This window comes from uncultured Arthrobacter sp. (assembly GCF_902805515.1).
Taxonomy (GTDB): Bacteria; Actinomycetota; Actinomycetes; order Actinomycetales; family Micrococcaceae; genus Arthrobacter_D.
On sequence record NZ_CADCTE010000001.1, the window covers coordinates 51,673 to 72,766 of the forward strand.

At 67.8% G+C, this 21,094-nt stretch carries 20 protein-coding genes and 1 pseudogene; 8 read left to right on the plus strand and 13 right to left on the minus strand.

All coding sequences use genetic code 11. From position 1 onward, the window contains the following. Positions 1–233: 233 nt before the first annotated feature. The 3 genes from QZX79_RS00250 to QZX79_RS00260 are packed head-to-tail and all read right to left on the minus strand — an operon-like array spanning position 234 to position 2,756. Positions 234–1,052: an amino acid ABC transporter ATP-binding protein gene (locus QZX79_RS00250; RefSeq protein WP_294563135.1), complete on the minus strand. Its 819-nt coding sequence runs from the start codon at positions 1,050–1,052 to the stop codon at positions 234–236. A gap of 10 nt (positions 1,053–1,062) precedes the next feature. Beyond that, on the minus strand, positions 1,063–1,872 hold the full coding sequence (locus QZX79_RS00255) for an amino acid ABC transporter permease (protein WP_294563137.1): 810 nt from the start codon (positions 1,870–1,872) through the stop codon (positions 1,063–1,065). Positions 1,873–1,889: 17 nt separating this feature from the next. Beyond that, on the minus strand, positions 1,890–2,756 hold the full coding sequence (locus tag QZX79_RS00260; RefSeq protein ID WP_294563139.1) for an ABC transporter substrate-binding protein: 867 nt from the start codon (positions 2,754–2,756) through the stop codon (positions 1,890–1,892). Positions 2,757–2,873: 117 nt separating this feature from the next. On the opposite strand from QZX79_RS00260, the gene QZX79_RS00265 reads away from it, so the two are divergent. From QZX79_RS00265 to QZX79_RS00280, 4 genes are read left to right on the plus strand one after another with little or no spacing between them, the layout of a single operon-like run. Next, a complete protein-coding gene (locus QZX79_RS00265; protein WP_294563141.1) occupies positions 2,874–3,638 on the plus strand; it encodes a FadR/GntR family transcriptional regulator in 765 nt (254 codons plus the stop codon). Beyond that, complete coding sequence (locus QZX79_RS00270) at positions 3,635–5,212, plus strand: gamma-glutamyltransferase family protein (RefSeq protein ID WP_294563143.1); 1,578 nt, start codon at positions 3,635–3,637, stop codon at positions 5,210–5,212. Before QZX79_RS00265 ends, QZX79_RS00270 begins: the two co-directional genes overlap by 4 nt. Continuing rightward, on the plus strand, positions 5,209–6,018 hold the full coding sequence (locus QZX79_RS00275; RefSeq protein WP_294563145.1) for a sulfite exporter TauE/SafE family protein: 810 nt from the start codon (positions 5,209–5,211) through the stop codon (positions 6,016–6,018). The genes QZX79_RS00270 and QZX79_RS00275 overlap by 4 nt, the downstream gene beginning before the upstream one ends. A gap of 50 nt (positions 6,019–6,068) precedes the next feature. Next, entirely contained in the window at positions 6,069–6,767 is a 699-nt protein-coding gene (locus QZX79_RS00280; RefSeq protein WP_294563147.1) for a TetR/AcrR family transcriptional regulator, read from the plus strand. Between the two features lie 57 nt (positions 6,768–6,824). Here QZX79_RS00280 and QZX79_RS00285 read toward each other — a convergent pair whose 3' ends face one another. Next, positions 6,825–7,877, minus strand: a complete 1,053-nt coding sequence (locus QZX79_RS00285) for an LLM class flavin-dependent oxidoreductase (RefSeq protein WP_294563149.1) — start codon at positions 7,875–7,877, stop codon at positions 6,825–6,827. A 161-nt stretch (positions 7,878–8,038) separates the two neighbouring features. Here QZX79_RS00285 and QZX79_RS00290 point away from each other — a divergent pair, with 161 nt between their 5' ends. From QZX79_RS00290 to QZX79_RS00300, 3 genes are all read left to right on the plus strand, one after another. Beyond that, positions 8,039–8,554: a MarR family winged helix-turn-helix transcriptional regulator gene (locus QZX79_RS00290; RefSeq protein ID WP_294563151.1), complete on the plus strand. Its 516-nt coding sequence runs from the start codon at positions 8,039–8,041 to the stop codon at positions 8,552–8,554. After that, positions 8,551–9,216: an NADPH-dependent F420 reductase gene (locus tag QZX79_RS00295; protein WP_294563153.1), complete on the plus strand. Its 666-nt coding sequence runs from the start codon at positions 8,551–8,553 to the stop codon at positions 9,214–9,216. The genes QZX79_RS00290 and QZX79_RS00295 overlap by 4 nt, the downstream gene beginning before the upstream one ends. Positions 9,217–9,293: 77 nt before the next feature. Then, positions 9,294–10,361 carry an LLM class flavin-dependent oxidoreductase gene (locus QZX79_RS00300; RefSeq protein WP_294563154.1) on the plus strand — a complete coding sequence of 356 codons (1,068 nt, stop codon included), beginning with the start codon at positions 9,294–9,296 and terminating at the stop codon, positions 10,359–10,361. A 104-nt stretch (positions 10,362–10,465) separates the two neighbouring features. On the opposite strand, the gene QZX79_RS00305 is transcribed toward QZX79_RS00300, so the two are convergent. The 5 genes from QZX79_RS00305 to QZX79_RS00325 form a co-directional block, all read right to left on the minus strand. Beyond that, positions 10,466–13,048, minus strand: coding sequence for an ABC transporter permease (locus QZX79_RS00305; RefSeq protein ID WP_294563156.1), 2,583 nt, complete (start codon positions 13,046–13,048; stop codon positions 10,466–10,468). 1 nt (position 13,049) lies between these two features. After that, positions 13,050–13,817, minus strand: coding sequence for an ABC transporter ATP-binding protein (locus QZX79_RS00310; protein ID WP_294563302.1), 768 nt, complete (start codon positions 13,815–13,817; stop codon positions 13,050–13,052). A 145-nt stretch (positions 13,818–13,962) separates the two neighbouring features. Beyond that, complete coding sequence (locus QZX79_RS00315) at positions 13,963–14,682, minus strand: response regulator transcription factor (protein WP_294563158.1); 720 nt, start codon at positions 14,680–14,682, stop codon at positions 13,963–13,965. A 48-nt stretch (positions 14,683–14,730) separates the two neighbouring features. Next, entirely contained in the window at positions 14,731–15,951 is a 1,221-nt protein-coding gene (locus QZX79_RS00320; protein ID WP_294563160.1) for a sensor histidine kinase, read from the minus strand. A 66-nt stretch (positions 15,952–16,017) separates the two neighbouring features. Continuing rightward, entirely contained in the window at positions 16,018–16,536 is a 519-nt protein-coding gene (locus QZX79_RS00325; protein WP_294563163.1) for a GNAT family N-acetyltransferase, read from the minus strand. Positions 16,537–16,674: 138 nt separating this feature from the next. Between QZX79_RS00325 and QZX79_RS00330 the strand changes: the two genes are divergently transcribed. Next, positions 16,675–17,226 (plus strand): adenylate kinase, encoded by a 552-nt coding sequence (locus QZX79_RS00330; RefSeq protein WP_294563164.1) that lies wholly within the window; start codon positions 16,675–16,677, stop codon positions 17,224–17,226. A 16-nt stretch (positions 17,227–17,242) separates the two neighbouring features. On the opposite strand, the pseudogene QZX79_RS00335 reads toward QZX79_RS00330, so the two are convergent. From QZX79_RS00335 to QZX79_RS00350, 4 genes and pseudogenes are all read right to left on the minus strand, one after another. Then, positions 17,243–17,722 (minus strand): annotated as a pseudogene (locus QZX79_RS00335) (LysR family substrate-binding domain-containing protein); the annotation flags it as partial. Between the two features lie 16 nt (positions 17,723–17,738). After that, positions 17,739–19,490 (minus strand): MOSC domain-containing protein, encoded by a 1,752-nt coding sequence (locus QZX79_RS00340; protein WP_294563166.1) that lies wholly within the window; start codon positions 19,488–19,490, stop codon positions 17,739–17,741. Positions 19,491–19,678: 188 nt separating this feature from the next. Further along, positions 19,679–20,434: a phosphotransferase gene (locus QZX79_RS00345; protein ID WP_294563168.1), complete on the minus strand. Its 756-nt coding sequence runs from the start codon at positions 20,432–20,434 to the stop codon at positions 19,679–19,681. Positions 20,435–20,498: 64 nt separating this feature from the next. Then, positions 20,499–21,053 (minus strand): hypothetical protein, encoded by a 555-nt coding sequence (locus tag QZX79_RS00350; protein ID WP_294563171.1) that lies wholly within the window; start codon positions 21,051–21,053, stop codon positions 20,499–20,501. Positions 21,054–21,094 lie beyond the last annotated feature (41 nt).

The window sequence follows — 21,094 nt, forward strand, 5'->3', positions numbered from 1 at the left end:
CCGCCACACCGAGGCCCGGACCCTTCCGGTGGGCAGCCAGGGCGAAACCGCCTCGGAGCGCGGCCAGGGCACACGGGATGCACTGCAGTGCGCACCCGGCTGCGCGTTTTGCACCGGGCCGGAAACGGACTGACCCCTGACCCGACCGACCCGGTGAAGACAATGCTGGAGTGGGGGCGATCCGGTCAGGCAGGTGCGCTCAGTGGGTGCGGCCGGCTGCGGAGGCGGGCCGCTCAGAGGACCTTTGAGAGGAACTGGCGGGTCCGGTCGTGCCTCGGATTGGAAAATACCTGATCGGGCGCTCCACTTTCGATGATGGTGCCTGCGTCCATCACCACAACGCGGTCCGCGACTTCCCGGGTGAAGCCCATCTCGTGACTGACGACGATCATCGTCATGCCCGCTTCGGCAAGGTCTTTCATCACCGTGAGGACCTCGCCCACCATCTCCGGGTCCAGCGCGCTGGTGGGTTCATCGAACAGCATGAGGGCGGGGCGCATGGCAAGGGCCCTGGCGATGGCTACCCGCTGCTGCTGACCCCCGGAGAGCGAACGCGTTCGTGCATCCGCCTTGTCCGAGAGACCTACGCGGGCGAGCAGTTCCCGGGCGTATTCATTGACCTTCGACTTCGGCTGATGCCTCACCTCCACGGCGGCGAGGGAAATGTTCTCAAGCACGCTCATGTGTGGAAAGAGGTTGAAGTGCTGGAAGACAAAGCCGATGTCGGCCCGCTGGCGGGCGAGGTCGCGGGCGGAACGTTCAACGACCTTGCCGTGCTTATTCACGCGCTGGCCGATGAGTTCACCGTTGACGCGGATCTCGCCCGAGTCGATGGACTCGAGCCGGTTGATCGTGCGGAGCATCGTTGTTTTGCCGGCGCCGGAGGGGCCCACCATGACGACGACCTCCCCCCGCGCCACGGTCAGGTTGACGTCCGACAGGATGCGTTTGTCGCCAAACGATTTGCATACATCGACGGCCTGGACAATGTTGTCGTGCGGGTCGGAGGGCGGAGTCGATGCTGAGGTCGAGGCGGCGTGCTGCGTAGTCATTTTCACTCCGTTAGGCGGCGTCGGCGGGCTGCAGTGCGAGGGCGGGGGCCGGGGTTGCCTGCTTGCGGCTTCGGATGCCGAACAGGCGCTTGAACACCGGTTCCGCGCGCGGCAGGCCGGCCCTGACGTTCAGTGTGTTCTCGATCGCTGTCTGGATGAAGGTCCACACCGTCGTCAGGAGAAGGTAGTAGAGCGCGACCACGATGTAGATCTCGAATACCTTGAACGTCGCGGCGCTCATGGTGCTCCCGACCTGGAACATCTCGCTGACACCAATGATCGACAGGATCGACGTACTCTTCATCAGGCCGTTGAACGAATTGCCCAACGGCGGCACCATGATCCGGATGGCCTGCGGAACGATGATCTTGCGCATCGAATGCATGGGTGTCATGCCAAGCGACAGCGCCGCCTCGTTCTGGCCGCGGTCCACGGATTCAAGGCCGGATCTGACGATTTCCGAGATGTAGGCGCTCTCATTGAGCATCAGCCCAATGATCGCGGCCTGCACCGCGCCCTTGATGAGACTGCCGAGGACATCCGTATCCTCGAACCGGAAAATGTTCGCGGCGGCGAAACCGGTATAGATGATCACGAGCTGAACCAGCAACGGCGTGCCACGGATGACCCAGATGTAGAGGCTCGCAAAGAGCTGGAACGGCAGGAACCGGCTGCGCCCCATGAGTGCGATGACCAGTCCGAGAAGAAGGGCGAGAGCCATCGCAACGACCGAAATGATAACCGTGAGCGCGAGGCCGTTGAGGAACTGAGGGCTCGGCGAGAGAAGGCTCTCCCAGAAGTAAGGCCAGTCGAATTTCATGTGGTTGCTCCAGTTATTTATTCGGCGTTTGCAATGTCCTGGGCCTCAAATCCCCACTCCTTCAGGATTTCGGCATAACGGCCGTTTTCGACGATCGTGCCGAACGCGTCCTCAAGGGCTTCATGCAGTTCGGCGTTCTCCTTGAGCGTCGCTGCTCCGATCTGGACCTGGCCCACGGGGTCGCCCACGACCTGGAAGTCACCATCGGACTGCTTCTCGTAGTACTTCATCAGCTCGTAGGTGTCCACGAACGCATCCGCCTGTCCGGCAACCACCTGCTGGAGGGCGTCCGCACTTCGGTCGAGAAGCGAGATTTCCACGGGTTCCATGCCGGCGCTCTCGCATTCTGCGGATTTCTCCTCCAGCAGACCTGCGCCCGTGGCGCCCGTGATGGCGGCGGCCCGGACTCCGCACAGGGTGTCGTCAAAACCCGTCACGCCGGCGGGATTCTCCTTGGAGACCGAAACGCCGGAGCCCGAGAGCAGGTAGGGGACGAAGTCGGCAATCTCCTCCCGCTCCGGTTTGATGTACAGGGTCGACATGATCACATCGCACTGCTTGGCCTGGAGGGCGGGAATCAGGCCGGCGAAAGCGTATTCGGGGAAAGCCGTCTCGAGGCCCATCTCCTCGGCCATGCTCTTCGCGATGTCGACCTCGGCACCGACCGGTGTACCGTCAGCCTCCGCAAAAATGTTGGGCGGGGTGCTGAAATTAGCACAGGAGGTGAGGACGCCGTCCTTCACAAGCGGAAGGTTCGCCGACCCGGAGCCCTGGCCTTCCGCGGATTCGGCCTGACCGCCCCCGCAGCCGGTGAGGGCCAGCGCTAGAACGGCACTGCCGGCATAGGCGAGACGCTGCAAGGGGGAGGAAAACGTGCGAATCATGATGTGCCTCACATTCTGGACGGTGTTCCAGAACTTTGACAGTTGGTAGGACCAACTGTCAAGCTATCTAAATCTGATTATGCGAAGGGGCTCGTTGGACCTTCGGGAGGAGCGAAAGTGGAATGGTCATCAATGCGGCGGTCGCCCGCCCTGTCGGTCCCTGACCGTCTGGCGGTCGACCTTGAGCGGCTGATCCTCGAGGGGGAGTTGAAGCCAGGGGACCGTCTGCCAACCGAACAGGAACTGGGGCAGCTTTTTGGGGTTTCCCGCGTCTCCATCCGTCAGGCGCTCCACCAGCTTGATGCCCGGGGCCTCATCGACCGGAAGCCCGGCCGCGGGACAATCGTGCGCTCGGCTGCCTCGCGCGGCGGTCAGGCCGGTACCGCGCTGACGACCCTGTTGAATTCCTCGGCCAACGGCACGGCCAACGGCACAACCGAGCTCGCCCGGATCATGGAACTTCGCGCCATTATCGAGCCACCGATCGCTGCGCTGGCCGCGGATAGGCTGACCCAGGCGGACACCGAACAGCTCCGTGGTCTGGTCGAGGAGATGGAGCGGGAAACCGACCTCGAACGGTATGCCGAACTCGATCGGATCTTCCACCAGGCGATCTCCCAGTACACCCATAACCCCCTTTTGGCGCAGCTGACGGAGCTGATCGCCACCGAGATCGCCCCCAGCCGGCGCCGCTCCGTTCAGAGCCCGGAGCGGCGGGCCGCATCAAGTCTTGCCCACCGGCGGATCTTCGAGGCCCTGGCGGAGCATGACGCGCCGCGCGCCGAGACCGAGGCGCGTGCCCATGTCGAGTCGGTGCTCCGTGAGGCACTGCGGGCCGCAGCCGCCACCGAACCACAGCCCATCCTCAAGGAGCAGGAATGACCCAGGCCTCCACGCCACGGCGCCCTCCGGTTGGAGGCGCGGTCTCCACCTCCCACTACCTCGCGACGGAGGCCGGGGCCCAGGCCCTGCGCGACGGCGGCAATGCGGTCGATGCCGCCATCGCGGCCGCCGCCGTCCTCTGTGTTGTCTACCCGAATAATGTTGCCCTTGGCGGAGACCTCGTCGCCCTGGTCCGCGACCCGTCGGGCCGGGTCAGCTTCGTGAACGCAACCGGTCGGGCCTCCAGGCAGGAACGGCTGGAGACCCTGAGGCAACGCCACGGGGACGCCCTTCCCGACCGCGGCATCGACACCGTCACTGTTCCGGGGGGTGTCCGTGGATGGATCACCCTTGCGGGCCTGGGCGGACGACTTGGCTGGGAGGACCTGCTTTCCCCCGCCCTGAGCTGCGCGCGCGACGGCGTTCCGGTGGCCCGCTCACTGGGACGGGCGATCCGGCTCGAGCGTCAGGCCCTCAATGCGGACCCCGGGTGCCGCGACGTTTTTCTGCCCGGCGGAACCGCCCTCGTGGAGGGGGATCTGCTGGTTCAGCCGGCACTTGCAGATACCTTCGAACAGTTGATTGCGAAGGGTCTTGACGACTTTTATGCCGGCGGCGTGGCACGCCAATGGATCGATGGGCTTCGGCGGCGGGGAAGCGCAATTGCCGAAGACGAGGTGTCCGGGTACGCCCCGACGGTCGAATCTCCCCTCACTGGAAAGGCGGGTGGAACCGAGGTTCTGACCAGTCCTCCCAACACGCAGGGCTTTTCCCTGCTCCGCACGCTGCGCGCGCTGGAAGACGACAACCTCGGTGACCCCCTCGGTGCCGATGCAGGCAGGCTTGCTGAGATTTTCGCCTCGAATAACGGTGTCCGCGCGCGTTGGCTCTCCGACCCGGACACCGCACGGCTTTCGGCCGAGGAACTGATCTCCATGGCCGTGAACGACGCGGAGAGTGATGCGAGGGCGGCCACCGGGGACACTGTCGGGCTGGTGGCCGTCAGCGACGACGGCTGGTCGGTGTCGCTGGTGCAGTCGGTGTTCTGGGCTTTCGGCGCCGCAATCCTTGAACCGTCGACAGGCATCCTCTTCCAGAACCGCGGAACGTCGTTCTCCCTGGACCCCGACCACCCTGCGGCGTTCGCGGGCGGACGGCGGCCACCCCATACCCTGATGCCTGTGCTGGTGCTCCAGGACGGCGAGCTCGCCTACGCGCTGGCGACCATGGGCGGCCAGGCGCAGCCGCAGATCCATGCCCAGCTGCTGCTGCGGCTGCTCAACGGCGCGTCCGCCATTGAGGCGACCAGCGCGCCCCGTTGGGCCGTCGGTGCCCAGGACGACGGAGACACCCCTGCGACGGTGACCGTCGAAGCGGACGCGCCCGCAAGCGCCCTCAAATCACTCCGCGTCCGCTCCAACAGGCTCAAGGTGGTTCAGCCGCGGGACGAACTCCTGGGGCACTCCAATGTCATCCGCGTCCTGCCCTCGGGCTTCGACGCGGCCAGCGACCCGAGGTCCGACGGTTCGGCCATCGTCGTCGGTGCCCGACCCGATCTGGATCCGAACCTGTGACGCGGCAGGCCGAAATCCCTCCCGGTACTGCCGACCCGGCAGGATCGCCGCTGGCACTCATATCGCTCGGTCTGGTCGCCGGCTACCTCTCCGGGCTTTTCGGCGTGGGAGGCGGCGTCGTTGTCGTTCCTGCCCTGCTTCTGCTGGGAGTCGATCAGCGCATCGCCGTCGGAAGCTCTGTGGCCGCAATTCTCCCCACCTCGATCGTCGGAGCCACCGGGTACGCCCTGTCCGGCAACGTCGACTGGATCGCCGGGCTCATGCTCGCGCTCGGCATCGTTGCGGGAGCACAGCTTGGGTCCTACCTGCTGGCGCGGCTGCCCCGGGACCTGCTTTTCTGGCTGTTCATGGCTTTCATGGTCGTGGTCGTGGTCAGCCTGTGGATCGTCATCCCGGAACGCGACGACGCCATCTCGCTGACGCCTCTGAGTTCCGTGGCTCTCGCCCTCACGGGTGTGGTCACCGGCATCCTGTCCGCACTGCTTGGAGTCGGAGGCGGCATCATTATCGTGCCCATCCTCATCTTTTTCTTCGGAGCGAGCGATCTCGTCGCCAAAGGGACATCGCTGCTGATGATGGTCCCGGGTTCAATTTCTGCCACCCTCGGCAATGTGCGCCGCAATAATCTGAGCATGCGGCTTGCGGCATATGTCGGTATCAGTGCTTGTCTTGCCTCCCCCCTTGGCCTGTTGACGGCCCACGCCATCTCGCCGCTATGGTCCAACGCGGCCTTCTCGGCGCTCATGGCCCTCGTCGCGATCCAGCTTCTCGCCAAGCGGCTTCGGGCCCGGGGCAGCACTGCATGATTCAGTGCATGCCGGCCCGGTAATCCACGGCGCACGAGGGAAGGCGGACAATGCGAGCAGCACACGAGGGTCAAGGATCCGCAGCAGGCTCCTCTCCGGTTCCGTCCCGGACCGCCCGTCGGCGCCCCGGCCGGCCGGCGGGGACCGTCCTCGATAAAGCCAGCATCACCAGGGCCGCACTCACGGTAATCACCAGCAAGGGCTACGACGGCCTCACCATGGCGGCCCTGGCGGGGACACTGGGGGTTGCACAGTCGGCCCTCTACAATCACGTGGCCTCCAAACAGGACGTTCTGCTGCTGGTTGAGGATCATCTGATCTCGGGAGTGGACGTCTCCCGGTTCGGTTTGGACACCTGGGAGGAAGCCGTCGGGACGTGGGCGTGGAGCTACCGGAACGTCTTCGCGAACCACACCCCGCTGATCCCCGTCATCGCCGTACTCCCCGTCACTGGTGCCCCCCGGACCCTGGCGATGTACGAGGCGGTCAGCAAGGGATTCCTGGATGCCGGTTTTCCGCCGGAGCGCATCGTCTCCGCCATTGTGGCCCTTGAGTCCTTCATCTTCGGCTCCGCCTATGACGCATCGGCCCCGGCGGACATCTTCAATGTGGGCTCCATGACGGGGTCAACCCCCTCCTTCCGCGCCGTCGTCCGTGCGCAGGATCTGAAGCATGCCGGCCGGCCGGCGGATGCTGCTTTCGGCGCCGGCCTTGAGGCCCTGATCAATGGGCTGCGGATCCAGCAGTAACACGGCTCCGCACTCCTTCCCGGCGGGCGAAGCTCCAGTGGCGCGGCACGCCGGGTCTCAGGAACGGCCCAGCGCTTCCCGGACCCGTGGGGCCACTTCGGTGCCGAAGAGGCGGATGTTCTCAAGCAGGACATCCTTCGGCATCGGCCCCAGCCCGTACTTGAGGTCGAACCGGTTCACCCCCAGTGCCTTCATACTCCGGACCATCCGCCGCGCCACCGTCTCGGGGGATCCCACATAAAGCGAGCCGACGGCGATCTCCTTCTCGTAAAATTCCCGCGTGATCGGCGGGAAGCCGCGCTCGTAACGCGCCTCCAGCTGGAAGGTTTCGTACGTCGGCCAGTACTCCTCGATGGCCTGCTCGTCGGTGGCCGCGACATGACCGGTCGAGTGCAGCCCGATCGGGAGCTCACCGAAGCCCGCCTCGGCGGTCGCCTGCCGGTACAGCTCGCTCAGCTTGGCAAAACGTGCCGGGTTGCCGCCGATTACGGCAAGCATCAGGGGGAAGCCGTACTGCGCCGCGCGCACCACCGACGCGGGGTTCCCGCCGACTCCGATCCAGGTAGGCAGGGCACCGGCCGTGGTCCGCGGGAAGACCTCGAGGCCGTCCAAGGCGGGGCGGGTGGTGCCGGACCAGGTGACAGGCTTCTCGGACCGGAGCCGGGAGAACAGCTCAAGCTTCTCCTCGAACAGGCGGTCATAGTCCTCGAGGTCGAAGCCGAACAGGGGGAAGGATTCCTTGCTGGAGCCGCGGCCGAGAATCACCTCGGCCCGACCCTGGGAGACGGCATCGAGGGTCGCATACCGCTGGAAGACGCGGACCGGGTCATCCGAACTCAGGACCGTAACGGCCGAGCCGAGCCGGATGCGGGAGGTCTGGCCGGCGACGGCCGCCAGGACGATGTCGGGCGCCGAGAGCGGCATCTCCTCAACGTGGTGCTCGCCGAGGCCGAAGAAATCGAGGCCTGATTTCTCGGCGGCCACACCTTCACAAACCAGGGCGTGGATGCTGCGGGGCTGGCTGAGCAGCTCTCCGTTCCTGTCTGTGGTCACGTCGCCGAAACTGTCGACGCCGATCACGATCGGGTACTGCTCGAGGATGTCAGCCATTTCATCTCCAACGCTTTGAGTCTGCAGTTGATGTGTCAACTACAGACGAAGATAGGACGGACTAGTGGACATGTCAATAAGGCTCCCTTCTCCTCGGCAAGTTGACATATCAACTACCAAGGCTTATTGTGGACATGTCAACAACACCTGGAGGGAATGTCATGGCTGCCTACAGCGCCGCGAAAGAAAACCGGGGCAACCATCCAGCCCGTCGAAGCCCCACGGGCACCGAGCTCGCCGTCTGGCGCAGACTCCTCGATACGACGGCCGAACTCCGGCGCCGCATGGCCACCGTCCTGAGCGCCTCAAACCTGTCAGGCCAGGACTACGAAGTTCTTCTGGCGCTCGTCGAGGCCGACGGCCGCCAGGTGCGGTCCTCGGAGCTTGCGGGGGCGATCAACTGGGAACGCAGCCGGCTCTCGCACCACGTTGGCCGGATGGAGAAGCGGGAACTGGTGCGCCGCGAGGAATGCCTGACGGATAACCGGGGCGCCTTCGTCCGGCTCACCGACGCCGGAGCCGACGCATTCCGGCGGTCCTCCGTGCCGCAGCTGCAGGCGGTGAAGGAGCACTTCGCCGACGCGCTCACCCCGGCACAGCTTGAGAACCTTGCCGACATCCTCGACTCACTCCAGCGACACTTCCAGTCCGATTCCTCCAAGGAGGACCCACGATGACCAGCCCTACTTCAACAATCACCCTGCCGCGGATCGGAATCCTCGGAGCAGGCCATGTCGGCCCGGCCATCGGCCGGGTTGCCATCGAGGCCGGCTACCCGGTCTCCATCGCCGGGTCCGGCGACCCCGCTAAGATCGCCCTCATCACCCAGATCCTCGTTCCGGGGGCGAAGGCCGACTGGCCCGCACAGGTGGCGGCCGAGGCCGACATCGTGATCCTGGCGATCCCGCTGCACAAATTCAGCACCTTCGACCCGTCCCTGGTGGCGGGCAAGGTGGTCGTGGACCTCATGAACTACTGGGCACCCATCGACGGCACGCAGCAGCTGTTCGAGGACCCGCGCTATGGCAGCAGCGAAATCATCCAGCGGCACCTCAGCGGATCCCGGGTGGTCAAGTCCTTCAACCACGCCGGGTACCACGAGATCGAGGCGGAACGCCGCCCGGCCGGTTCCCCCGACCGGCTGGCCCTGGGGGTGGCCGGTGACGACCGGGAGGCGGTGGAGCTGGTCGCCGCCCTGGTGGAGAACATCGGCTACGACGCCGTCCTGCTGGACAGCCTCCACGAGGGTCGGATCCTCGAACCCGGCGGGCCGGTCTTCGGCGCTTCGCTCACTAAGGAGCAGTTCGCGCAGGTCCTTACCGAGAAGACCGCGGCCTAGGCCGCACCGCCGTCGGCGGTAACCCCGCCAGGGACTCCGCGGGACTGCCCGCACCTCCACCAGATAAAGGAACAACTGTGAACGACTCACCAAGCCTGCGGACGGGCTTTCCCCTGACCTTCGGACTCGACACCTTCGGTGATGTCCATTCCGACGAGAACGGGACCCTCAAGTCGCACGCCCAGACGATCCGCAACATCGTCGAGCAGGGCGTCCTTGCGGACTCCGTGGGCATTGACTTCTTCGGTATCGGCGAGCATCACACCGACGACTACCCGCTCTCCGCCGGCGACCTGGTCCTCAGCGCCATTGCAGCGCAGACCAGGAAGATCCATCTCGGCTCGGCCGTGACCGTGCTGAGCTCCGATGATCCCGTCCGCGTCTTCCAGCGGTACTCCACCCTGAATGCGCTGTCCTCGGGGCGGGCCGAGGTGATCCTGGGCCGCGGTTCGAGCATCGATTCGTTCCCGCTCTTCGGCTACGACCTCAGCGACTATGAAGTGCTCTTCGAGGAGAAGTCGGAGCTGTTCGCCGAGCTGCTCAGGGGAAAACCCGTCACCTGGACCGGCACAACCCGCGCCGCGCTCAAGGACCAGGACGTCGTCCCGCACCTCGAGGCTGAGCCGTTTCCCACCTGGATCGGCGTCGGGGGAAGCCCGCAGTCGGTCGTCCGGGCCGCCCGCCACGGGTACAACCTCATTCTCGCCATCATCGGCGGGTCGCCCGCCCGTTTCCAGCCGTTCTCCAACCTCTACCTCGAGGCACTCGAGCACTTCGAGCGCCCGGCCCAGCCGATCGGCGTGCATTCCATGGGCCACGTGGCCGCGACTGACGAGCAGGCCCAGGAGGAGTTCTGGCCCCGGTACCTCGCGGTGATGAAGCACGTGAGCAAGACCCGCGGGTTCGCCATTCCAACCCGGGAATCGTTCAAGCACGAGATCGGCCCGCACGGTTCCATCTATGTCGGCTCCCCCGAGACGGTGGCCCGCAAGATCGCCGCCAACCTCAGGGTCCTCCACGCGTCCCGGTTCCAGCTCAAGTTCGGTATGACGGGCCTGGCGCACACCGCGGTGATGAACAACATCGAGCTGTACGGGACCAAGGTGATCCCGCTGGTCCGCGAGATCCTCGGCAGCGAGTCCTAAAGCTTCGCCACGGCGTCCGCTCCGGGCCCTCCCGCGGTCCTCAATGGCGAGGACCGCGAAGGGCCGGGGCGCCGTGGCGTCGACCGTTGAACCGGTGGCCGGCCTCAGTCGGCCGCCAGACCGGCGACAGGGGAGAGCCGAGCGGCCCGGCGGGCCGGGAGCACCGAGGCGAGGAGCCCGGCAGCGACCGCCACGGCGAGTACCGCCGCGATCTGCCCAACCGGCAGGGACAGTTGAACGGTGGCAAGCTCGCGGAGCGCCGACTGTGCGCCGAGCACTCCATATCCAATCCCGAGGCCGGTGCCGAGCAGGGCGGCGACGCCGGCGATCAGCACCGCCTCGACGGCGAGCATGCCGCGCAGCTGCCCCCTCGTGAGGCCGAGCGCGCGGAGCAGGGAGTTCTCGCGGCGCCTCTCAAGCACCGACAGTGAGAGCGTGCTGGCGACGCCGATCAGGGCGATCAGCACCGCCACCGCAAGCAGCGCGGTCACGATCAGCAGCATCACATCGATGATCTCGTTGTAGGCGACACGCTCGACGGCCGCTCCGGAGACCTGGTTTTCGGGCACCCCGGTCACGGCGGCGAGCTCCGCCCGGATCTCAGACAGGGCCGGGCCGTCCAACCCGTCGTCGAGCTGCAGCCAGAACGTTGTGCCCAGGTAGTCGGCGAGGGTTCCGCCGGCGGAAGCCTGGCCGGAGCTTTCCCCGGTATCCCCGGTGAATGCTTCCAGGGCGTCCGGCGGGGTTCCGCCCAGCTGCTCCGCCGTGGCCTTGGTGATCAGCGGCACGAAGAGGGTCGAAGCCGTCGCCGTGACCGGCAGTGTCGCGGGCCCGTTCGCCGTCTCGAGGGTGATTTCGGTCTGCGCCAGCGTCTGCGGCGCCAGGACCATCCCGTCGGTCAGGACCGTGTCCTGGGAGCGCAGGACAGCGGCCAGCTCCTCCGGATCGGCGGCGTATACGAGCCGTCCGCCGTCCTCGTCGCTGGACAGCAGCACCGGGGTCAGTTCCACCGCTGACTTGACGCCCTCGACCCCCAGGAGGGCCTGGGCATCGGCAGTGGACGCCGTGCCGCCCGGAAGGCTGCCCGCCGCCCCGGATACGCCCCCGAGGCCGGAGACCTCGACGTCGACGAGGAAGTTTTCGGCCAGCTCGGCGTTGAACGAGGTCCGGGCGCTCTGCGCCCCGACGATCATCATCATCACCAGGGTCACGCCCACGATGAGGGCCGAGGACGAGGCGGTGGTCCGCGCCGGGTTCCGGACGGCGTTGAGGGAGGCGAGCTGTCCGGCCAGTCCGAGGGGCCGGGCCAGCCGTCCGACCGCGGCGACGCAGAAGGGGACGAAGAACGGCGCGAGAAGGATGACGCCGAGGAATGAGACACCGCCTCCGGCCACGGCCGGAACCAACCCGGCCGAGAAGGCACCCAGCACGAGCAGAGCCCCGCCCGCCACGAGTGCCAGAAGGCCGAGGGTCAGGCGCACCCTGCCGCTCCTGCTCTTCACATCCACCGGCGCGCCGGGGCGCAGCGCGGCCAGGGGGGCGACGCGGGTGGCGGCGCGCGCCGGGACGACGGCGGCGAGCAGGGTCATCAGGATACCCACCACCAGGCCGGCCACCACGGCCGACGGGGGAACAGCGAGGACAGCGACCGAACCGGTGTCGGTCCGCCGGGCCAGGCCCACGAGAACCGCAAGAACCCCGACGGCGAGGAGCACGCCGAGGACGGAGGCCACCACCCCGACGACGCCGGCCTCGACGAGCACCGACCTTCGGATCTGCCGGCGTTCCGCGCCGATGGTGCGCAGCAGGGCCAGCTCCCGGGTGCGCTGGGCCACCAGCACGGAGAAGGTGTTGGAGATGACCAGTCCGGCGACCAGGACGGAGACGGCGGCGAAGGCAAGCAGGACCGCCGTGAGGATGTCGTCTCCATTCGAGAGGGTCGCGACGACCGCCGTGGTCTGCTCGGCCGCCGTGCGCACGATGATGCCCTCACGCTGATCCGCGGGCAGGTCGTTGAGGGCAACTGAGGCGGCGGCCGCGACGGCGCTGGGATCCGCGCCCGGCGCCAGGGCCAGCTGCACATGGTCCACGACGGTCTCGCCGCCGGTGGCTTCCCGCACCAGGGAGGCCGGCGCGAGCACGTGGACGGTGTCGGAGAGGGTCGGATCCGGGCTTCGTTCCGTCAGGCCGGTTACCGTCAGGGCTCCGGCCGGGTCGGTGGAGGGGCCGCCGGTAACGATGGCCACGGTGTCACCAGGGGTTACCTTCAGGCGGGCGGCCGAGGTGCTGTCAATGGCCACCTCGTTCGGCCCCGACGGCGCGGAGCCCTGCGTCACCTCGGCGGTTTCCAGTTCCCCCGGTGCCGTGCTGGTGAGCGCGGCGGACGAGGTGCTGGACCCCGTGGTCAGCTGGGCAAATGCCCGTTCGAAGCCGTGCGCGGCCGCCACCCCGGGGAGGGCTTCGAGGGTCCCGACGGCGGCGGGTGGAACTCCGAGCCCTTCAGGCCCGGAGACCACGAGGTCGGCCTTGGCGTAGGAGGCCCCGATGCTCGCACCGAGAGTCGCCTTGGTGGTGGCACCGACGGTGAGGGCCGCGGAGACAAAAGCCACACCGAGCATGACGGCGAGGCCGACGGCGATGAAACGCCGGGCGTGGACGCGTACCTGCGCCAGGGCTACCTGCAGCACGTCAGGCCCCCAGCTTCGCGAGGGCGCCGAGGATCGCCTCGGGAGTCGACTGCTGCAGGTCACCGACGAGGGCCCCGTCCTTCATGAGGACCACCCGGTCGGCGTACGAGGCCGCAACCGGGTCGTGGGTCACCATGATGATGCTCTGGCCCATCTCCCGTGAGCTGCGGCGCAGCAGGGACAGCACCTCCGCCCCGGTGGCCGTGTCGAGGTTGCCGGTGGGTTCGTCACCAAAGATAACGTCGGGGCGGGTCAGCAGGGCCCGGGCGACGGCGACGCGCTGCTGCTGGCCGCCGGAGAGCTCGTGCGGCCGGTGGGCGAGCCGGTCGGTCAGTCCCAGCGTCGAGGAGACCTGCTTCAGCCATTCCCGGTCCACGGAACCGCCGGCGAGGGCGACGGGCAGGGTGATGTTCTGCTCGGCGGTCAGGGTCGGCACCAGGTTGAAGGCCTGGAACACGAATCCCACCCGCTCACGGCGCAGGCGGGTCAAAGCGGCGTCGGGAAGGCCGGTGATCTCGGTCCCGCCGATCCACAGCTGTCCGGCATCGATGCTGTCAAGGCCGGCCAGGCAGTGCATCAGGGTGGACTTGCCCGACCCGGACGGGCCCATGATCGCCGTGAAGCGCTCCCGTTCGAAGTCAAGCGAGACGTCCCGGAGGGCGTGGACGGCGGTTTCACCGCGCCCGTAGCTTTTGGAGACACCGCGGGCGGCGACGGCGCCGGTCGGGGTGGGGGAGATTGAACCCGCAGGGGGCACGGGTGAATTCATTGCGATGGTCATAATTCCACGTTAGGTGCCGGGGGCACCGGCCGAATCAGCGCAGGGGTGGAGCTTTCGGCCCGGACCTCATACCAGGGGATGACACGGAGACCGCTGCTCCCGCCGCAGGGAGCCCCGGCGGGAGCGACCCGGCTCAGGGGCGGACGATACCCATCTCGTAGGCCATCACGACGGCCTGCACCCGGTCCCGGGCCTCGAGTTTCGCGAGGACCCGGCCCACATGCGTCTTCACCGTGGCCTCGGCAAGGAACAGCTTCGAGGCAATCTCCGGATTCGACAACCCCTGAGCGATCAGTTCGAACACCTCGCGCTCGCGGGGCGTGAGCCGGGCGACCGCGGCGGCATGGGCGTCGCGGACCGGAGAGGGCCGGCGCAGCAGCGGTGCCACATGGTCAAGCAGGCGGCGCGTAGTGGACGGCGCGATGACGGCGTCGCCCCGGTGGACCGTCCTGATCGCCTCCAGCAGTTCCTCGGGCGGTGCGTCTTTCAGGAGAAAGCCGGACGCCCCTGCATGTATTGCCGACAGCGCATATTCGTCGAGGTCGAACGTCGTCAGCACCACGATCCGCGGCCCGGACCCACCGCCTCCGGCCTCCGCGAGAATGCGCCGGGTCGCCTCGATGCCGTCCATGCCTGGCATCCGGACGTCCATCAGGACGACGTCGGCCCGGGTGACGGCGAGCGTCCGAACCGCCTCCTGCCCGTTGGCGGCCTCGCCGATTACCTCGAGGTCGGGCTGTGAGTTGATCAGCATGGCGAATCCGCTGCGCACCAGATGCTGGTCATCGACGATCGCGACCCTGATGGGGGCCGCTGCCTGCCCGGGAGGCACTTCTCCTGTGGTGGTGTCCATCAACGTTCTGCTCCTGTGGTCGGGAATCCGGCGGCGCTGCGCATGGGCCTATGCCTCGGTGTAGGGGAGGAAGGCCTCAACGCGGAAGCCCCCGCCGCTGCGCGGCGCGGCCGACACGGTGCCATCGTAGAGGCGCACCCGCTCACTCATTCCGGTGATGCCCAGCCCGGCTCCTGCGGTGGCGGGGTCGGCCGCCGCACCCCGGCCGTCGTCGTCAACGGTGATGCTGAGCCCGCGGGGGCCGTAGCTGAGCGTGACCTCGGCGGTCGTTTGGGGTCCGGCATGCTTGAGCACGTTGGTCAGCGCTTCCTGGACCACGCGGTAGGCGGTGAGTTCGGCGCCGAGGGGAAGCGGCCGCCGTGGCGTGTCGATGCGGCGGCAGGACACGCGGATGTCCGCCCGCCGCACCGACCTGACGAGAGAATCGATGTCTTCGAGGGTGGGCAGCGGACGCGTAGACGCACTTTCGTCGCCGCGGAGGACGCCGAGCAGGCGCCGCATCTCGCGCAGCGAGCCGCGTCCGGTGTCCGCGATGGTGCCCAAGGTCTGCGCCGCAAGTTCCGGTTGCTGCGCACTGGCGTAACGTGCGCCGTCGGCCTGGGTGATGATCACCGACAGGGAATGCGCGACGATGTCATGCATCTCCCGCGCGATGTGGCTGCGCTCGTCGGCGGCGGCAAGGTCGCGTTCCTGCTGGCGCTCGACCTCGAGGCGCCGGGTGCGGTCCTCAAGGGCCTGATAGGCCCGACGCCGCGACCGGGCAAGGTCCCCCATCGTCCAGGCCAGCAGCACGAGCGACTCGACGAGAAACAGCGAGATCAGGAACAGCGGCCCGCCCCCGTTGACTCCGAGGAAGGTCAGCGACCCGCCCCCGCCGAGACCAAAGATCCCCCCGTACCGCACCATGCCTGCGGCTGCGCCCAGCAGGGCGAACCCCAGCCCGACGAGGCTCGCCCACCGCGGGGCGTAGGCGGCCAGCGTGTAGACGGTGATCAGGATGACGATCTGCGCCGGAACCGGGTCGATTCCGGCCAGGAGCTGCAGCACCGAGACCCCGGCGACGATGCCGGCCGAGAGCAGCAGCCGGGACCTGCGCCAGGCGAGCGGTGCCACCAGCGCGATAGTCACAGGGATGAGCAGGGAATTTCCGACCACCCCGCGGGCGATGAGCGGCAGGATCAGGAGCACAAGCAGTCCCAGCGCGAGGCAGGCGTCGACCGTGCCGGGATGCGCGCGCACCCAGCGCGCGAGCCGGAGGTGGAGGTCCATGAGGTTCAACTCTAGGCCCGGGGGGCCCCTGCTGCATCCGACCCAGGGTGGACATCGCACGCTCCGCTAGGTGCGCAGCCAGCGGTTCAACTGAACCGCCTGGCCGTGGTGCGTACCGGGATGGGAGCCCGTGATCTGAAAGCCGGCACGTTCGGCGACGCGTTCGCTGGCGGTGTTGCCCGCCATGGTCTCCAGCGCCACGGCGGAGAAGCCCTGCGAGGACAACCACTGCGAGAGAAGGCGCACCGACCCGGTGGCCGCGCCCCGGCCACGGACGGCGGGGGACAGGACATAGAAGAGCTCGGGTTCGGCGCCCTCAACCTCGGCCATCCCCGCGGTTCCCACGGGCGAACCGTCGAGGAGGACCGCATACCGGCCGGCGAGCCGCTCCCGGTGACGCTCCTTCGTCCGAGCGATCCGGCGCCGGGCGTAGTCCTCGTCCATGTCCGCAGGGTAATACGTCCACGCGGGCACGTCGGGTACCCGGCTCAGTTCGTATTCCAGCCGCCAATCCTCATCGGTCAGGGCCCGAAGGGAAACACTCTCGTCACGGAGCTCGCTGGGCAGTGGGACGGGGAAGGCCATAAACCGATCATTGCATCGACGGCGGAGGATCGGAACCGGTCCGGCAGCAAGCGGCTGTGAAGCACAAAAGCCGGTGCCGCGGGTCTTTCCCCCTCGCGGTGCCGGCCGGTGACGGAATCGCACGCTACATTGGAGCCCATGCCCGGTGCACCCGCTCAGCGTGTCGTCTTCCACGGGGTCACGGGCAGCGGGAAGTCCTCGGCCGCCCGCGCCTATGCCGCGGCCGCCCGGCTCCCCGAATATTCGGCCGATGACGATGTCGGGTGGCTTCCGGGCTGGCAGAACCGGCCACCCGAGGAGCAGCGCCTCATTTCCGCCGGTATTGCCGCGCAGGAGCGCTGGGTCATCGACAGCGCCTATTCGGGCTGGCGGGACATTCTGCTCGCCCGGGCGGAGCTCGTGGTGGCGCTTGATTACCCGCGGTGGCTCTCCCTGTGGCGCCTGATTCGGCGGACAATCCGCCGGTGCGTGACCCGGGAGCAGGTGTGCAACGGCAACATCGAGTCGTTCCGCCGGGTGTTCACCCGGGATTCGATTCTCCTGTGGCACTTCACGGCGTTCCCGCGGAAACGGGAGGCACTCGAAAGGATGAAGGCGGACCCGTCCATGCCTCGAGTGATCTCGTTCCGGCGTCCGGCGGACCTCGACGCCTGGATCGACCAGGTCGGGCGGGACGCCGCCGGCGCCTGATGGCTTCGCGCCGGAGCTAGCCCAGTTGTTCGTCGACGGCCCGCATAAAGGCGGCGACGAGGGAACGTCGGTCGGCCCGCAGCCAGGCCAGCGCCAAGACGGTCGGCGGCAGGCCGTCAACCGGACGGATGCTGACCTCGGAACGGCTGTAGAGATGCGCGTTGCCTTCGGACAGCAGCACCACCCCGAGCCCGGAGGCGACCGCCTCGAAGACGGCATCGGGTGTCTCGGCGGTCGCGCCGATGACCGCAGGCCTGCCGTTCCGCTCCGGTGCGGCGATCCAAAAGTCCCGCAGGGTTCCGGCCTCGGGTGGCAGGGCAATGATCGGTTCCTCGAGCAGGTCGGCGAAGGCAACCCGTTCCTGCCGTGCCAGAGGATGGTCGGACGGCAGCGCGACACACCGCCGTTCCCGGACGATGGGGAGGACGTCAAGATCGTCGGAGGGCGCGGGCAGCCACAGGAAGGCGACGTCGCTGGTTCCGTCGTCGAGCCCGGCGCCACGGCGCGCCCGCTCAGCTGTCGAGCACGAGGTCTTCCGTGGGGCGGGCGCAGCAGATCAGTGCCTGGCTGTCGGGTGGCGTTTCCAGGGGATCAGGCTGGTAGGCCACCCTCCCCGAGATGACCGCCGTGAGGCAGGTGTGGCACACCCCGGTGCGGCAGGACCACCGGGTGGGCACGTCGCAGGCCTCGGCGAGTTCGAGCAGGGACGTGTCGCCCGCGCGCCACCGGGCGGTGAGGCCGCTTCGGGCGAACGTCACCGCAGGCCCGGTGCCGGGCTCGCCGGAGGGCTGGTGCGGGGGCACGGTGGCGGAATCAACAAGCCCGGGATTGATCGGCGGCAGGGTGCTGAACAGTTCGGAGTAGATCGACCCGGCGTCGACGCCGAGGTCGGTGAGCGCATCCGTCATGCTGCCGATGAAGGCGGGCGGACCGCAGAGATAGGCCGCCGCGCCCGCCGGAACCCCCAGGGCCCGAAGCTGGTCGACGGTCGGCCGGCCGCTGAAGGAGTCCGCCACGGGAGCCGTCGCCCGGGTGTAGAAGATGGCGCTGCGGGCGTGGGCAAGCCGGTTCAGATGTCCCCGCACCTCCCCGGCGAACACGAGCTCGCCGGGGTTCCGGGCGACGTGGATCCACCAGATCTCCCTGTCGCTGCCGGTGCGGGCGAACTCCTGGAGCATCGGCACCAGCGGGGTCGCGCCGACCCCGGCCGAGATGAGGAGTACCGGACCGGTTCCGGCGTGGAGCCGAAACTGACCGCGGGGGGCGGCAACATCGATGGTCCCGCCGACCAGCACACCCTCGTGGAGGTAGCGGCTCACCAACCCGTGTTCCTCCTGCCTGACACTGATCCGGTAGGTGTGCGGGTTGGGGGCGTCCGAAATGGAGTAGCTGCGGACCGACACCGCCTCGTTCACGGAAACGCGGAGGGTGAGGTACTGGCCGGGGATGAACGGTCCGAGTGGAACGTCGTCGCCCGCGTGAAGGTACACGGAGGTGATGGTCGGGGTTTCGGGAACGGTCTTCGTGATCGTCATCGGCCGGAATCCGCTCCAGCCGGGCTCCTCGACGGGTGCCCCGGTCACGGTGGCCTTTGCCAGATCGGTGTCCAGCAGGTCCTGGAAGGACTGCTGCCAGCCGGGGCTCAGTGCCGGAATGTCAACGGCCTTCCGCAGTGCGGCCTGCGAGCGGTTCGGCAGGTACAGCAGCGCGTCGGTCTCCGCGACCGTCAGCCGGTGGGGCCCGTTGAGCGTTCGAATGATCGGGTCACCGGGCCGGACTTCGCCCTCGGTGATGACCCGCAGGTAAAACCCGGGACGGCGGTGGTCCACCAGGAGTGCGGGCATCCGCGGTTCCTCGAGCCGCATGCCCACGCGGAAGCAGGTGACGCGGGGCTGGGTCACCTCGAATTCCGCCTCCCCAATGCGGTAGCGGTCCCCGATGCACACTTCGTCGTCGGGCAGCCCGTCGATGGTGAAATTCTCACCGAAGGAGCCGGGCGTTAGATCGCCGCGGCCGAGGAAGCTGGACCAGTGCTCGTAGGACTGCCGCTGGTAGACCAGCACCGCCCGCTGCTCACCGCCGTGCCCGTGCAGGTCGCCCTGGCCGTCACCGTCGATATTGAGCCTGCGGACCATCAGCGGCCGCTCCACCGGGCTCTTGTAGACGCCGGTGTGCACCGTCTTTCCCTGCCAGGAGACGCCCTTGGGGACTCCAACGTTCAGTGACACCAGCCTGCCGCAGGCCATGCCCTCGACCTCCGTCATGGCGCCAAGCCTACGTCGGGCATCGACCGGTCACCAGAGCCACCCACAGGGGGACGGCCGGTGCTGCGGCCCGGGCCGCGCGGTTCCGCGGAAGATCGGTGCTCGTTGCTGCGGCCGCGGCGGTAGATTACGGGAATCCGTCACGAAGGGCGCCGCCCGAGCAGGAGGCCTGGGCCGCAGCCGGCCCGTCAGGGGTCAAGCAGCCCCCGCAGCCACAGGTCCCGGTTCTTGGCCACGTAGGCGGCCGCCCGGCGCCAGTGGTCTCCATGGCCGGCACGGTACATCGACCCCCACGGTTCCCGCCCGGTGAGGTGCGAGCGGTGCAGCAGGGCGTGCATGGCAGCGGCCCGCTCCGCCATGACGCGGGGGAGCTCGCCGCGGAGCTCCTCCCCGGCGCCGTATCCGTCGATGAAGGCGCGCAGCCGTGCCGCGGCCCGGGCGGGTTCCTGGTGGTAATCCGAGAGGGTGAAGGCCTGTGCCGCGTAGGCGAGATCCCACAGCCGGGTGCTGGGCCCAGCGCCGTCCCAGTCGATGAAGACCCAGCGCTCGCCGATGATGAGGTTCCAGGGAGCCAGGTCGTTGTGGCACACCAGATCGGCGGCGGCGGGCGGAATGAGGACATCCCATCGGCTGGCCTGGCTGCTGTCGAACTCCCGGCTCGCGTCGTGGATCCGGCGGACCATCCGGCCGACTCGGGCCAGTTCCTCAAATGTCAGGGGAGGGAGCTCCAGGGCGGGAGTGCCGGGGATGAATTCGATGACCTGCCGCCCGGAGTCGTCCCGCCCGAAGGCCTGCGGTACATCGACGCCTGCCGTTCGCACCGCGTCCAGAAAGGCGTGCACGGCGGGGGTTGCGGCGGTCCAGGGTTTTCGGACGGTCGCTCCAATCCGCACGACGTCCGGGGTAGCGTTGCCCCCGGTGAGCGGATGTTCCTCGGTGTCCATCTCGTCAGACTAGTCGGCGGCGGCCGCCCGTGCTGCTGCGCCCGGGTCCAGCGCCGCGCGTGGCTCAATTCGTCGTGCGGTCCGGAGATCCTGATCCCGCAACGACCTCTTCGATCCTGTCGAGAGTGATCGTCCGGCCCGCCACTTCGACCCGCCCATCAGCGGCTTGAAGGGGGAGGACCACCACCTCGGGCCCAAGGCTGTTGAACTTGTCCCACCTGCTCGGTGCGAAGCGGGCGGCACCGGCGGAAGGCTGCAGGTCAATCCTGGTCGGGTTCCCTCGGTGGATGGTCGTTGTCCCAAGAACCGGCTGGAAGGTCAGGGCACCCGCTGTCGGCGTCACTAGGCCATAGTTCCACTTTCGAAAACGCTCACCTTTGGGGGCCTCCGGGAGCCGGATAGAACACGCGAACTGCCCTCGTTCCACGACCCTCCGCAGGGACCGGCGCTGCCAGCGGACCACGAATGCCATAACGATCGCGAGAGTGACGGTGAAGAAGGCCGCCGACAGCGCCGCATGGGCCGGCGTCTCCCCGGACGCCACCTTTAACAGGAAGTAGAAGACACCGCCGGCTAGGAAAATCAGGGCGTAATGCAACCGACGGCGGTTTTTGGTCATGCCTGACTGTAAGGGGCAGGTCGGCATGCCGACAGCATCCC